Source organism: Bacillus sp. AFS077874 (genome assembly GCF_002566505.1).
Lineage (GTDB): Bacteria > Bacillota > Bacilli > Bacillales > Bacillaceae_G > Gottfriedia.
The window spans coordinates 62440-77608 of the sequence record NZ_NUYF01000001.1; the positions used below are offsets into that span (position 1 = coordinate 62440).

Sequence of the window (15169 nt, forward strand, 5' to 3'; positions counted from 1 at the left end):
CATCCCACCTCAAAAAATCAGAATTTTTCATAAAATTCCCAAATATTAGTTTGTTATATTACCTTTTTTTGGATAGAATGGATTTGTAGGCTTTTAAAGTCTTAATACATAACATTAGGAGTGAAATAAATGCCAATCGATGTTTATTTAAATTTTAATGGTAATACACGTGAAGCAGTTGAATTCTATGCGGCTGTATTTAACACAGAAACACCAAAAATTATGACTTTCGGTGAAGCACCCCCAAATCCAGAATACCCACTACCTGAAGAAGCGAAAAATTTAGTTATGCATACTAGATTGAACATTAGCGGTAGCAACGTTATGTTCTCTGATACTTTCCCTGGTTTCCCTTTTAACCAAGGTAATAATATTCATTTATCTTTTTTAAGTGAGGATTTAGAAGAACTTAGATCTGTCTTTACTAAATTAAGTGATGGCGGTAAAGTAGAAATGGAACTTCAAGAAACATTTTGGAGTAAAGCTTATGGTAGCCTAACAGATAAATTTGGCATTCATTGGATGTTTAATCACGGTACTGGTGAATTTTAATTTATAGATAAAAAAGGAAATGAACCCTTATTAATAGGATTCATTTCCTTTTTTTTACATATCTCAACTACACTTCCTCACATGAGATATCTCTCATCTTGCTCCTCAATCTATATTTCTTTTCATTCAGAATATTTCCTATATAATAAGGTATATTTCTAGTTCTCTAAAAGTAGGTGAAATTTTATGCAAATACTATTAAAACGGTTATCACAAAATAGAGAAAAACTTAGCCAGCTTGAAAAACAAGTATTGGATTATATTTTACAAAATACGGATTATATTACGAAGCTGAATCTTGATGAATTATCAAAAGAGCTTTATGTATCGACAGCAACAATTAGTAGAACATGCCAGCAATTAGGCTTTCGTGGGTTTCAAGATTTAAAATATACTCTTTCAATGGAAACAAATAAAGTTCAAAGTCCAGTTTCCTCTACCTCCTATCTCCTTAATACACATATGGAGAGAATGAAAGAAGAAATGGAAAAAACATTAGAATATATTGATGAAGAAAAGATCAAGCTAGCTGCTAATTATCTAAAGCAAAGTACACATGTTGAAATATTCGGAGTTGGTAACTCACTTCCCGCTTGTGTTGACGCTTCTAGAAAACTCATGTTTGCAGGAAAGTTATGTAATGCGCGAACTGATTGGGACGAGCTACGTAGTGCTGCCAATAGTTTAACAGAAAATGATATAGCCATACTAGTTTCATATAGTGGGGAGACTTTACATATGTTAGAATTTGCCCATATTTTAAAGAATAGGAACGTTAAAACGATCGCCATAACTGGTAGCCACTCAAATCGTTTACAAAAAGAAGTAAGTTTATCCCTTCAAGCTTATATTACAAACACTTACTTTGGTGAGCTTGATATGACTTCAAGGTTTCCATTAAGTATGGTACTAGATTTCATTATTATTGCCTATTTAAACGAAATGAAAATATGTTAGTTATTCAAAAGAGACAGAAGTTGTCTATTATCAGACCACGACTGACTCTTTTTATTTATGAACTTATTAGTCTGCTTAAAGTAAGCAATATACAAAAAATGTACACGCTTACATAAACACCTCAAACGGTTGTTAAACGATTTTGCCGTGAGTATTCTTAAGACATAATAAAAAACGAAGGAGCTAAAAAAATGGCAAAGAAGAAGTCCGTTAAATCACAACTATGGGAATTTTTTCAAGGGCTAGGTAAGACCTTTATGGTGCCTGTAGCATTATTAGCCTTTATGGGTCTTATATTAGGAATCGGAAGCTCATTTACTAGTCCGACAACAATTGAGACTTTCCCATTTTTAGGAAACTCTGTACTCCAAGTTATTTTTAGCTTTATGTCCACTATCGGTGGGTTTGCATTTTCATACTTACCAGTTTTATTTGCAATGGCAATTCCGTTTGGACTTGTACGATATGAAAAAGGTGTCGCTGCTTTCTCTGGATTTGTTGGCTACGTCATCATGCACTTATCAATTAATTTTTATTTAACAGAAACAAATCAATTAGTAGCAGCAGATAAAATGCGTCAAGCTGGTCAAGGTATGGTTATGGGTATACAAACAATTGAAATGGGTGTATTAGGCGGTATCATCGCTGGTATCATTGTTTATTTGCTACACAACCGTTTTTATAGTATTAAACTTCCAGATGCATTTGCATTTTTTGGTGGTGCCCGCTTTGTACCAATCATAACGACACTCGCATTATCAGTTGTTGGGATCATCATCCCGATGATCTGGCCAATTTTCGCAATTGCCATTACAGGAATCGGAAGTTTAATTCAAAAATCTGGCGTATTCGGACCATTTTTATTCGGTGCCGGTGAGCGTTTACTACTCCCATTTGGTCTTCACCATATTTTAGTTGCAATGATTCGATTCACAGAAGCTGGTGGTACTGAAGTCGTTAACGGTCAAACGGTTTCTGGAGCTTTAAATATTTTCTATGCACAATTAAAAGCTGGTGCCCCGATCAGTCCATCAGCGACCGCTTTCTTATCTCAAGGAAAAATGCCTACATTCATGTTTGGTCTACCTGCAGTTGCGCTTGCGATTTATCATACTGCCCGTCCAGAAAATCGTAATAAAATTAAAGGGCTATTAATCTCTGGTGTTATTGCAACTTTTGTAACCGGTATCACTGAGCCAATCGAATTCTTATTCTTGTTCATTTCTCCACCTTTATATTTCATCCACGTTATTTTAACGGGACTAGGTTTTATGGTAATGGCTTTATTACATTTAACAATTGGTAACACAGATGGTGGAATATTAGACTTTATTATCTTTGGCGTTTTACAAGGAGTAAAAACAAAGTGGTATCTTGTACCTGTAATAGGAGCAATTTGGTTTACCGTATACTATTCAGTTTTTAGATATGCAATATTGAAATTTAATTTAAAAACTCCTGGTAGAGAAGAAAAAATTGATGATCAACAAAGTGAGGAACCATTAGTGAAAGGCACAAATGCCCAAGCTTTAAAAATTCTTACTGCTTTAGGTGGTAAAGAGAACATTCAATCACTAGATAACTGCATTACAAGATTAAGACTTGTTGTAGATAATATGAATATTGTAAATGAAAAAGTTCTAAAGGATTGTGGCGCGCTTGGCGTTGTGAAATTAGACGAACATAATTTACAAGTCGTTATTGGTCCACAAGTTGGTATTCTTAAAACACAATTAGAAAAATTATCATCATAAATAAATTGGGGTTGTACGAAATGAAATACAAATTTGATCAGATAGTTGATCGGACCGGTACATATTGTACACAGTGGGACTATATTGAAGATCGATTTGGAGTGCCAAATTTACTACCCTTCTCGATTTCTGATACTGACTTTCAAAGTCCCGATGATATAGTACATGCGTTAGAAAAGCGAATGAAACACGGTATATTTGGCTATACGCGATGGAATCATGCTGAATTTAAAGAAGCAATTATAGAATGGTTTCGTAATCGATTCTCTTGTGAAATAAAAGAAGATTGGATTGTTTATAGTCCAAGTGTCATTTATTCAATTTCAAAACTAATTGAATACTTGACGAATGAAGGTGATCACGTCGTTATCCAAACTCCGGCTTATGATGCTTTCTTTAAAGTCATCCAAGATAACAATCGTTTCATTTCTGACAATCAATTAATCTACGAAAATGGCAAGTACCGAATCAACTTTGAAGATTTAGAACAAAAACTATCTCACGAGCGCGCAAAAGTCCTTCTACTATGTAGTCCGCATAATCCAACAGGACGTGTTTGGACAAAGCACGAATTAGAAATAATTGTAGGCTTATGTAATAAACATAATGTATTTATTATTTCAGATGAAATTCATATGGATATTATACATGACCCTTATTCTCATAGTCCGATTATAAACACTAGCAGTGACTTGAAGAATGTGTGTATATGTACTTCCGCGAGTAAAACGTTTAACACTCCGGGACTAGGTGGATCATATATGATTTTACCTAATGAAACGATAAAACAAGCTTTTCTTTTATCATTGAAAAATCGTGATGGCCTTTCATCCGCAAGTATTTTTGGGACGTTAGCGACAATTGAAGCCTATAAAACTTGTGAAGAGTGGGTTGATGAATTGACCGAGTATATTCATGATAATTTAAAAACAGTAGAAGATTTTATTAAAGAACATCTTCCAATTCTTAAATTTACAGTGCCAGAATCAACATACCTTGCATGGATTGATATTACCGGGCTGCCTTTTTCTAGCGAACAATTACAACATGCACTTGTTCATCATGCGAAAATAGCCATCATGCCTGGAGAGACATATGGTGAGGCTGGAAAAGGATTTATCCGCTTGAATATTGGATGTCCCAAATCTAAGATTATTGAAGGATTAAATCGTCTAAAAAAAGCAATAGATTACTTAGAAAGTAATAAATAGTTAATGTAATAACCCTAATAACCCTCTAAAGGTAGAAGATCCGTAAACTACTTTTAGAGGGTTACTCCTTTGAGAAAATAGTTGAAAATTGCTTATTCAATTTTGCAAACAAGTAGTTATTAATTAGCCGAGTATCATATATTCTATTAAATCGCTTTTTTTAGAATATAAATTGGGGAAGTGTTAGAATGAAGTCCACTAAAGCTATTAAGCATTCATCAAACTGGTATGTTTTACTTTCGTTTGCTGCACTTGCTGGGATTAGTCAAATGCTTTGGTTAAATTTTGCACCTCTAATTTCATATTTAAAATCGCATTATGACGTTTCAGAATCAGATATTAATTGGTTGTTAATTGTATTTCCATTAATTTATATTGTATTTTCTATCCACTCAGGTAAAGTAATTGATCGAGCTGGATATCGATTTAGTATTTTACTAGGTGGCATTTTCATGTCCGTTTTTTCTACTATTAGAATATTTGATTCAAGCTTCTCATTTTTACTAATTGGTCAAATAGGCATTGCGATTGGCCAACCTTATATTTTAAATGCAATATCAAGTTTAGTAGTTGACTGGTTTCCTAAAAATAAACAAGCTACCGCCACTGGCATTGGCACAGTCGGGATGTTCGTCGGAATGGCCGTAGCCTTAGCGGGGACACCGCTTCTTGTAGATCTTTTTGGATTCCAACCCACATTAGTCATCATGGCAATTTTAACAATTCTTGCATCACTCCTTTTCTACTTCATCGGTCATCATAATTCAGCTTTCAAACGAAATTCTAATACTTCAGGAAGTTTTAGTACTACATTTAAATTATTAAAAAACAAGAATCTTTTACTATTAAACATCGTTTCCTTTTTAGGTTTAGGAGTCTTTAATGGATTAACATCCTGGCTTGAACAAATCTTAAAACCGTACGGAATTTCATCAGAACAAGCCGGAATTGTAGGTGGCACTTTAATCGTCGGCGGTATTATTGGTTCGATTGTTATCCCGCTGTTTTCAGATAAAGTTGGTAAAAGAAAGCCCTTCTTATTAGTCACTATAATTGGCTCCCTTCTATTAATTTATCCTGTTTGTACTTCAGGGAACTTTGCTTTTCTAATTGTAATAGGTAGCGTCCTTGGATTTATATTTTTACCGGCCTTTGCTTTGCTGCTGTCAGCCACGGAAGAACTAGTTGGTGAAAAAGTATCTGGTGAAGCAACAGGATTACTATTGATGGCAGGGAATTTAGGTGCTGTAATTGTAATTGGAGCGATGCAGCTAATTAAAGGTGGGCAATCATCGTGGAATCATTCAGTCTATTTCGTATTGTTATTAATGTTAATTGGATTGATTCTTATGCTTTTATTTAAAGAAAGAGCTTGTTTGGTAGTTGATAACAAGAAAAATGGTAACGAATAAAAGTAAAAAAAAGCATTGGAATCCATAAATTCCAATGCTTTTTTTTAAAAATTATGACTTAAATTCTATCTTCTCCAAATATAACCCACCAGGATCAGCAAGATTACTCACTTGAGCACGATCCTTTAATTCAATTATTTTCGGTATATTTTCAGCTTGTAACCTACCTGCTCCAACTTCAATTAGTGTTCCTACGATTTTTCTTACCATATTGTATAGGAAACCATTTCCGCTAATTCTTATTTGAATAAAACCGTCTATCTTTTCAAAATCAACCGAGTAAATTTCTCGTACCATCGACTTCTTTTTAGATTTTGCATTTGAGAATGCTGTAAAATCATGTTCACCTAAAAAGTACTCTGCTGCAGTCTTCATTTTTTTGAGATCTAGTTTTTCTTCTACATGCATACTGTATTTGCGCATAAACGGATTCGTGTATTCTTCATTCCAAATTTTATAGATATACGTTTTTGCACTAGTATTATATCTTGAATGGAAACGGTCAGATTCAATCGAAACTTCCTTTATACTAATATCTCTAGGTAAATAACGATTTAAATAACTTTTAATTTCTATTTCTGGCATGTTCTCTTTTATTTTAAAATTAGCAACCTGTTCAAATGCATGTACACCTGCATCCGTTCGACTACTTCCAATAATTTCAACTTCTCTTCCTATCATTTCTGATACTACATTCTCGATTTTACCTTGAATTGTATTTTCACCATTACCAAGTCTTTGCCAGCCTTTATAACGGCCCCCATCATATTGAATGACTAATTTATAATTGTTCATCTCTTGCTCCTTTATTTAACTCTATGTATGTTCTATTTTCCTACTTCCTGCTCTTAACACTTTACCACTTTTTTATTACATATCCTATTTTTAGCCCATTCATGCTAAGTTCATAACTTGTTTTACTTTTTCACAAACTACTTTAAGACTATATAATAGAAATGAGACAATTTACATTATACTAATAGTAACAATTTTGAGGGAGTTTGACATGGTACTTGATGAGTTGGCATTAAAGATTATTAATGAAGTTAGAAAGTTAATACAAGAAGATATCATTATTATTAATACAGATGGCATCATTATAGCAAGTACAGACCCAGCACGAACTGGTACATTTCATGAAGGCTCATTAATTGCAATTAATGAACGAAAAACGTTTACGATTACATCTGATGATGAAAATCGTTTAAATGGTGTGAAGGCTGGAATTAATCTTCCTATTTACTTTCAAAATGAAATAGTCGGAGTAATTGGGATTACAGGAAATCCCGAGCAGATTTCCCCTTTTGGAGAAATGCTACGTAGGATGACAGAATTATTAATTAGAGAAAACTATTATACAGATCAAATTGATTTGCAACAAAGAACGTTAGAAGCATTTGTATTTGATTGGATTCAAGATATTGAGTGGGATGATTATTTTTATGAACGTTCTACTATGCTAAATATTGATCTAAATTATATTAGGCAGGTTATTATTTTTGAATGGGAAAATACGAATATGGTCCCAATCGATACAAGACAACTAATAATTGATTTAGCGAATCGAAATAAAGATGACATATTTGTTCGTTGGGGCAATAATCGATTTGTAATTTTGATGAAAGTTGACGATACGAATAAAGATATTCATAAAGTACAAAGAATGCATGATTTATATGAGATCATAAAAAATCGATTAAACTCACCCATTGCTGCTGGCGTTGGGCAACAAATTACTCCAAAACAATTACATCAATCATATCATCAAGCGGATCGAGCATTAAAAGTTGCATTAAAAACAAGTTCAATTATTTTTGATGAAGATTTAACAATTGATTTAATTCTGCAGGAACTTTCACAAGAGATTAAGAAAACATTTATAGAACGGACAATTGCACCTTTATTAAATGAAGAGGATTTATTTATTACAATTAAAGAGTATTTAAATCAAAACCAATCTCTTAAAAATACCGCTCAATCCTTACATATTCATATAAACACACTTCTGTATCGCCTAGGTAAAATTACTGAATTAACGAAATTGAATCCGAAAGATATCCAAGATTTAGTTAAATTGTATATTGGAACATACCTACTAGATGATTCTACAAAAAAACACCGATAAATGGTGTTTTTTCTGTATGTTCCTCTATAGTAAATTCATCTATTAACTCTTTATACTTGAATTAAGATAATGGGGGGAATTTATTTATGATTACAAATGACATTGCACAAAGTTTTATAGCAATTGTTGGAAAAGAAAATTATGATGATTCAAAAGTGGAAAGACTCGTATATTCCTACGATGCTACACCAAATTTGCAAGCTCTTCCGGATGCAGTCATTAGTCCTCGTTCTACTAAAGAGGTATCCGAAATCGTTAAAATCTGTAACGAAAACCACATTCCAATCGTTCCTAGAGGCTCAGGAACGAATTTATGCGGTGGTACTTGTCCAACAGATGGCGGGATCGTTATCTTATTTAAACACTTAAACAATATTCTTGAGATAGATGAAGAAAACTTAACTATTACAGTTCAACCTGGTGTAGTGACTCTTGATATGATCAATACAATCGAAGAAAAAGGCCTATTTTATCCACCAGATCCAAGCTCAATGAAAATTTCTACAATTGGTGGAAATATTAATGAAAATTCAGGTGGATTACGTGGATTAAAATATGGTGTAACACGTGATTATGTCATCGCACTTGAAATCGTATTAGCAAACGGAGACATTATTCGAACTGGTGGAAAGCTAGCAAAAGATGTTGCTGGATATGATTTTACTCGTTTATTTGTTGGTTCTGAAGGAACTTTAGGTATTATTACCGAGGCTACATTAAAGCTGATTCCAATGCCAGAAACGAAAAAAACAATGCTTGCATTGTATGATAGCTTGGAAGATGCAGCCAGAACGGTCTCTAAAATTATTGCTAATAAAATTATTCCTACTTCCCTTGAATTTATGGATCAACCTACCCTAGAAGTTGTTGAGAACTTTGCACAGATTGGACTACCGACCGATGTAAAAGCTGTCTTATTAATTGAACAAGATGGTCCAAGTGAGGTTGTAAACAGAGATATCGAATTAATAAAATCAATTTGTCAGCAAGAAAAATGTATTTCAGTTAGCGTAGCTAAATCCGAAGAAGAAGCAGTAGCATTGCGTACGGCTAGACGCTCTGCTCTTTCAGCTCTTGCACAATTAAGACCAACAACAATTTTAGAGGATGCAACTGTCCCTCGTTCTAAAATTGCTGAAATGGTCTCTGCAATTAATGTGATTGCTGAAAAACATAATGTAAAAATTTGTACATTCGGCCATGCAGGCGATGGAAATCTGCACCCTACTTGTCCTACCGATGCTCGTGATCACGAAGAAATGGAACGCGTAGAAATGGCTTTTGCAGAAATATTTGAAAAAGCAATTGAACTAGGTGGTACGATTACAGGTGAACACGGTGTTGGAATCGTAAAAGCTCCTTACCTTGAATTAAAGCTTGGTAAAGAAGGCATTACCGCAATGCTTGCTGTCAAATCAGCCCTAGATCCGAATCATATTATGAACCCAGGCAAAGTCTTTGCAAAAGACAGTCGTAAAAGAATGGTGGTGTCAAAATGACAACACTTCAAGAACAACAAGCGATCGGTCAACAATTTAAAGAGCGTATGAACGAAGACGAGCTTTTAAACTGTATGCGATGCGGTTTTTGTTTACCGAGCTGTCCAACTTATATTGAATCAGGTCAAAAAGAATCACACTCACCACGTGGTCGTATCGCATTAATGAAAGCAGTAACGGATGGATTAATTGAACCTGATGAAGATGTGGAACGTACACTTGAGCTTTGTCTTGGATGTCGTGCATGTGAGCCTGTTTGCCCTTCTGGTGTGAAATATGGTCATCTACTAGAAGAAGCTAGAGATATTATTGCTCAACACAAAAAACATTCACTTCCTGCACGAGCTGTTCGGAAAGTTGTATTTAAAGAACTTTTCCCTCATCAAAAACGTATGAGACTCGCAGTTGGTTTATTAGGTTTATATCAACGAACAGGCCTTCAAGTCGTAGCAAGAAAAGCTGGAATTATGAAGTTAATCCCAAACAATTTATCTGCAATGGAAAAGGTTTTACCAAAGGTCCCGACTATGAAACAAATGAAGTCACGCCCTGACTATTTGCCACCATTAAAAGAAAAAGTAAAGAAGGTGGCATTTTTCTCTGGATGTTTAATGGATACAATGTTCTTAGAAACAAACAATGCAACGATGAAGCTATTACAATTAGCTGGTTGTGAGATTGTCATTCCAAAAGACCAGGCGTGTTGTGGTGCATTACATGGTCATAGTGGTGAAAAGTCGATTGCGAAAGATATGGCAAAGAAAAACATTGAAGCCTTCGAAAATCTCGGAGTAGATTATATCATTACAAATGCAGGAGGCTGTGGTGGTTTCCTAATTGACTATGATTATCTTCTTAAAGACGATCCAAATTGGAAAGATCGAGCTCTAGCGTTTAAAAATAAACTAAAGGATATATCAGAAATTCTAGTAGAAGTTGAGTTTCATAATAAAGTAAAATTAAGTTTACCAGAACAAATTATTACGTATCAGGATTCATGCCATTTAAGAAATGTCATGAAAACCGCTTCTGCTCCAAGAACATTATTGAAGTCAATTCAAAATGTACACTATCACGAAATGAAAGATGCAGATCGTTGCTGCGGCTCAGCTGGTATTTATAATATCGTCGAATCCGAAATGTCGATGCAAATACTAGATTACAAGATGAAGCAAGCAACAAAAACACAAGCTACTACAATTGTAACTGCTAACCCTGGATGCTTATTACAAATGAAGCTAGGTGTAGATCGTGAGAATCAATCAGAACAGGTGGAAGTCGTACACATAGTTGATTTACTATTAAAAGCTGCTGAATATAAAGCAAATTAATGCTAAAAAACACAAGGAACTTAATCCTTGTGTTTTTTACTGCCCTACTATGCTTCATAAAGGAATAAATCCTTGGCTCTAATGTAAATATTAATGTTTTACAACTGTATATGTTGCAGCTGCACTAGTATTTCCTGCTTTATCTTTTGCAGTTACTGAAATGACTGTTCCTTTTTTCTGTGCTGCGATCTTAACTGAATAGTTTCCATATGAATCAGCAGTTGTACTTCCTAGTACAGTTGTGCCTCTTTTAACGGTAACCGTCGAACCTTTTTCAGCTTTACCTGTTACTTTTAAGTCATTATCATCTACACGATTAATTGTTGGTTTAGCTGGTGGGATTACATCGACTACGACTACGCTAGTTCCTGCGCTTGTGTTTCCTGCAGCATCTTTAGCTGTTACAGTTAACGTTGAGCCCGCACTTTGAACAGGGATTGTCACTGAGAAAGTTCCAGTTGATGTTGCTTTTATAGTCCCTAATGTTGTTGTTCCTTTTTTAACAGTTACAGTCGAATTCGCTTCAGCTTTACCTGTTACAACTTTATCGTTATTATCAACCCTGTTAACAGTTGGTTTTACAGGCGCAATTACGTCTACAACTTTTGTTGTAGCAGCTACACTAGTATTACCAGCAGCATCTTTAGCGTAAACACTTAAAGTAGCTCCAGCTTTTTGAACAGGAATCTTAACTGAATAAGTTCCAGTAGATGTCGCTTTTGTAGGAGTTCCTAATACCGTACTACCATTTTTAACTGTTACAGTAGAATTGGCTTCGGCCTTTCCAGTTACAACTACATCATTGTTATCAACTTTGTTTACAGTTGGTTTAGAAGGTGCAATAACATCAACAACTTTTGTTGTCCCAGCAACACTCATATTCCCAACAAAGTCTTTAGCATAAACACTTAACGTTACTCCAGCTTTTTGAACTGGAATCTTAACTGAATAAGTTCCATTAGCTGTTGCTTTTATAGGAGTCCCTAATACCGTACTACCGTTTTTAACTGTTACAGTAGAACCGGCTTCGGCCTTACCAGTAACGACTAGATCATTATTATCAACTTTATTTACAGTAGGTTTACTTGGTGCAACATTGAATAATGTATAGACTCCATAATAATCATCTTCGGTATTATCGTCGTATTCATCATTATCATCATCCCATGCAACTACATAATATGTACCAGCCTTAGCTTGATAGTATTGTTGTTCAAGATCAGAATCTTCATCATAATCGTAACCTAAATAAACTAGTTTACTATCTTCAACAAGATCTTTTTGATAAATGCCCATTGCTAATATAATATTTTCAGAACCAAAAGCAGATCCACCTAAAGTAATTTTCCCATCAGTAGGTACAACGATTTTATAAAGGTCTACATCATACAAAGGAAGCAATTGGCCGTACATATTTGCTCCAATTGGTAAATCATTTGCTACATCAAAATCATCATTTACTTCTTGTTCGTCCAGTTCTTCAATCTCATCAGCTTGAGTAGTATAATTTGATAGATTTATAGATGGTTTATTAGTAAAGCTAGTAAGATGTGATTTTAAATTTAAACCATTAAATGTATGAAACTCCTTTGCACCTTTCGGAAGCAGCTTTTCAACATGACTCTCACTGCTTTTCTTAAATAAATTATAATTGTTTCCTTCTGCATGAGCAGTTGTGAATGATAATGGTGAAGCTAATAAACCTAATGTTGCTAAAGATAAAATTCCCTTTTTCATCATAATATTCTTTCCCCTCTGTATTTCGTTCGTTATAGTGAACCTATTATTAGTATCCTTTAATAATTACCCAAGCGCAATAAAAATTTTGCCTTAAACTAATAAAACTTTATGCCCGCTAAACAATGCATAAGTTCGATTTGATTTGATCACATAATCACCCTCTTAGTAGTATCAAAACATGTTGTGATTGTAACTAACAACTTCATTTCTGATATCACCTCCCTTAGTGAATGGATTACTCCAACCACAATAGCATTTGCGTTTTTCCTGCCTTCCCGAAGGCTTTCTTCTCCTTTATATTTTTGATGTTAATCATATTGTACCTACATACCCTTTCATTTTTTTGAGTACCAGACTGATCATCAAATCAACTCTCTTAAAAATGGAATCTGTTAAACTAAAATGTTGATTTTTGCGTACTAAAAAAGACTGTTTTAAACTAAACAGTCTTTTCAGAGTGTTGAAATATAAAATGGTCAAAAGGGAAAACGGACTTTAAGTGAACATTTAATAAAGGTAAAAATTGCATTTTTCGAATGATCTTTTAATGGTTTTAAATGTTAATATGTTTGAGCAATTTCATTATTTCAATAACACTAGAAATAATTTTTTTAGAAGTTAAAAATATTATAAGCTTTTTTTAGAAAACAAATTCGATTGTTTAGTTTAATAAATGTTCAATATTAATTGCTCTACAATCTGATTAATATACAACACTTAGTTTATTCTAAGTAAAGGCTATCTGATTAGGTTTTATCGCGGACATTTTTTGATGAATAAGTTGATTGGAATGGAGGGATGCTCGACTCCTATGGGATTATCGGGAAGGCTGAGACCCCGCAGGTCGAGGAGGCTCAGCTCTCGCCCCATGGAAAGCGAGCATCCTGTAATGGAAATCAACATCACTCTACCTTTTACGAAAATTTGATAATTAATTGATAAGGTTGTTTACCGTTTTTCTAATGATTATTAAACTAATACATTGCGTTAGATGTTTACGAAAGTATCGATTCCTCACATGTTCCTAAAAACAAATAAAAACTATTATAATATTCCGGAATTTTCAGAGGTACAGCTTAAGTAATTAGCACATTTCTCTTTGAAACACTTAGTTACTGTTCCTGGTTTAAGTTTATCTTTAAACTTCTCATAGCAGTAACATACTTCATCGTCCTGTTTAGGTGCATTCTTTCGACCAAAGACCATTGGTCCGATATTAGAAGGTTTTAAGTCTTCTATTTTGTTAACTTCTTTGTACTGCTCTAAACAAGACTTACATATACAAGATTTTCTTACTTCATCTGGTGATATCTGATCAAATATTTCTCTTGGAAAATACTCATCATTACACCAACAAGTCTTCCCACTTGAGCACTTATTCTCATTACCACACATGGGACAGAGCTTAATTGCCATTACATACCCTCCTCAATAATCTGGTTACCAAAAGGAATTTCCTTTTTATTCTATTCAATCATTTAACTGGTTTACTAAATTTATCCATTTAATTATATCATTCCTTGTTACTCTAAACTGCCATATAGTTGATTTACTTTAACAGAGCCTAAAAATAAAAAGCACAAGGAACGTTGATTTCCTTGTGCTTATATTACCTAAATCCTTAATCCTGCACTAATTACTTTTTTAATGAAGAAATAGCCGTTCTTGTTTGATCGATATACTGGATTGTTTGATCGTATTCTTGTGTCGCGACAGCCATAAATAAGATATCGATGACATGTAGTTGAGCCATCCTTGATGAGGTTGCTCCACTTCGAAATGTTGCTTCCCTATGTGGAGAATTGAATAATTTAATGTCCGCTAAGTTTGATACAGAATTGGAACCAAAGCCCGTGATACTAATGGTGTTCACACCGTTTTCTTTTGCAATTTGAAGAGCTTTTTGAACCTCTAGCGTTTCTCCAGAAAATGAAATTCCTACTAAGACATCATTCTCCTCATGGTTCGCTATTTGAACAGCTAACAAATGCAAATCAGTAAATGCAGAGGTGTATTTTTTTATACGTAAGAACTTTTGCTGTGCGTCTAAGGCCACTACCATTGACCCACCTACACCAAAGAAATAGATATTTCTCGCTTTTGTTAAAGCTTGTACTGCTTCCTCTAAATCACTCACATTAATAATATCGCTAGTATCTTTGATGGCTTGAATATTGTTATTCATCATCTTTTTAATAATGGAACCAGTTGATTCCCCTAAATTGATATCTCTTGATCCTACTTCTGTTGTTGTAATGATATCACCTGCAATTCGTAGCTTAAGCTCTTGAAAACCTTTTAGACCAAGTGAACGACATAATCGAATAATTGCAGAATTGCTTGTTTGGCTTTTTTCCGCAAGTTCAAAAACTGTATATTGAATCGATTTTTCTGGGTTTTCAATTATATATTTAGCTGCTCTTCTTTCAGATGGTGGAAGTTTATACAGCATTTCGTTTAACATGATTAAACCGCCATTTAATGCATTCATTTAATTTACTCAACTCTCTCTTTATTTGTATAAATGATGAATTTGGAAAATTTCAACCGACATTTTCCCCTCTTTTAATCGGATTCGAAATATGACT

The 15169-nt window shown here is 34.1% G+C and carries 12 protein-coding genes; 8 read left to right on the plus strand and 4 right to left on the minus strand.

Translation table 11 applies throughout. The features are described from left to right. Positions 1 to 129: 129 nt before the first annotated feature. The 5 genes from COJ46_RS00275 (at position 130) to COJ46_RS00295 (ending at position 5886) form a co-directional block, all read left to right on the plus strand. Positions 130 to 552 carry a VOC family protein gene (locus COJ46_RS00275; protein ID WP_097978269.1) on the plus strand — a complete coding sequence of 141 codons (423 nt, stop codon included), beginning with the start codon at positions 130 to 132 and terminating at the stop codon, positions 550 to 552. A gap of 186 nt (positions 553 to 738) precedes the next feature. Further along, positions 739 to 1509, plus strand: a complete 771-nt coding sequence (locus COJ46_RS00280) for a MurR/RpiR family transcriptional regulator (RefSeq protein WP_098565575.1) — start codon at positions 739 to 741, stop codon at positions 1507 to 1509. 191 nt (positions 1510 to 1700) lie between these two features. Further along, on the plus strand, positions 1701 to 3263 hold the full coding sequence (malX, locus tag COJ46_RS00285; RefSeq protein WP_098565576.1) for a maltose/glucose-specific PTS transporter subunit IIBC: 1563 nt from the start codon (positions 1701 to 1703) through the stop codon (positions 3261 to 3263). Positions 3264 to 3283: 20 nt separating this feature from the next. Further along, positions 3284 to 4474, plus strand: a complete 1191-nt coding sequence (locus tag COJ46_RS00290) for a MalY/PatB family protein (RefSeq protein WP_097978266.1) — start codon at positions 3284 to 3286, stop codon at positions 4472 to 4474. Between the two features lie 188 nt (positions 4475 to 4662). Next, complete coding sequence (locus COJ46_RS00295) at positions 4663 to 5886, plus strand: MFS transporter (RefSeq protein WP_097978265.1); 1224 nt, start codon at positions 4663 to 4665, stop codon at positions 5884 to 5886. 51 nt (positions 5887 to 5937) lie between these two features. On the opposite strand, the gene truA is transcribed toward COJ46_RS00295, so the two are convergent. Continuing rightward, a complete protein-coding gene (gene truA, locus COJ46_RS00300; protein ID WP_097978264.1) occupies positions 5938 to 6681 on the minus strand; it encodes a tRNA pseudouridine(38-40) synthase TruA in 744 nt (247 codons plus the stop codon). Between the two features lie 211 nt (positions 6682 to 6892). Between truA and COJ46_RS00305 the strand changes: the two genes are divergently transcribed. The 3 genes from COJ46_RS00305 to COJ46_RS00315 all read left to right on the plus strand — a co-directional run bounded on the left by COJ46_RS00305 (position 6893) and on the right by COJ46_RS00315 (position 10841). Further along, positions 6893 to 8011: a CdaR family transcriptional regulator gene (locus COJ46_RS00305; protein ID WP_097978263.1), complete on the plus strand. Its 1119-nt coding sequence runs from the start codon at positions 6893 to 6895 to the stop codon at positions 8009 to 8011. Between the two features lie 86 nt (positions 8012 to 8097). Beyond that, complete coding sequence (glcD, locus tag COJ46_RS00310) at positions 8098 to 9510, plus strand: glycolate oxidase subunit GlcD (protein WP_097978262.1); 1413 nt, start codon at positions 8098 to 8100, stop codon at positions 9508 to 9510. Further along, the gene (locus COJ46_RS00315; protein WP_098565577.1) at positions 9507 to 10841 is read left to right on the plus strand and encodes a (Fe-S)-binding protein; all 1335 of its coding nucleotides are present in this window, start codon (positions 9507 to 9509) and stop codon (positions 10839 to 10841) included. The genes glcD and COJ46_RS00315 overlap by 4 nt, the downstream gene beginning before the upstream one ends. 90 nt (positions 10842 to 10931) lie before the next feature. Here the strand turns inward: COJ46_RS00315 and COJ46_RS00320 are convergent, their stop codons facing one another. The 3 genes from COJ46_RS00320 to COJ46_RS00330 all read right to left on the minus strand — a co-directional run bounded on the left by COJ46_RS00320 (position 10932) and on the right by COJ46_RS00330 (position 15072). Beyond that, complete coding sequence (locus COJ46_RS00320; protein ID WP_098565578.1) at positions 10932 to 12581, minus strand: Ig-like domain-containing protein; 1650 nt, start codon at positions 12579 to 12581, stop codon at positions 10932 to 10934. A gap of 1044 nt (positions 12582 to 13625) precedes the next feature. After that, positions 13626 to 13997, minus strand: coding sequence for a cysteine-rich CWC family protein (locus COJ46_RS00325; RefSeq protein ID WP_097978259.1), 372 nt, complete (start codon positions 13995 to 13997; stop codon positions 13626 to 13628). A gap of 220 nt (positions 13998 to 14217) precedes the next feature. After that, positions 14218 to 15072, minus strand: coding sequence for a MurR/RpiR family transcriptional regulator (locus COJ46_RS00330; protein WP_176522635.1), 855 nt, complete (start codon positions 15070 to 15072; stop codon positions 14218 to 14220). Positions 15073 to 15169: the final 97 nt, after the last annotated feature.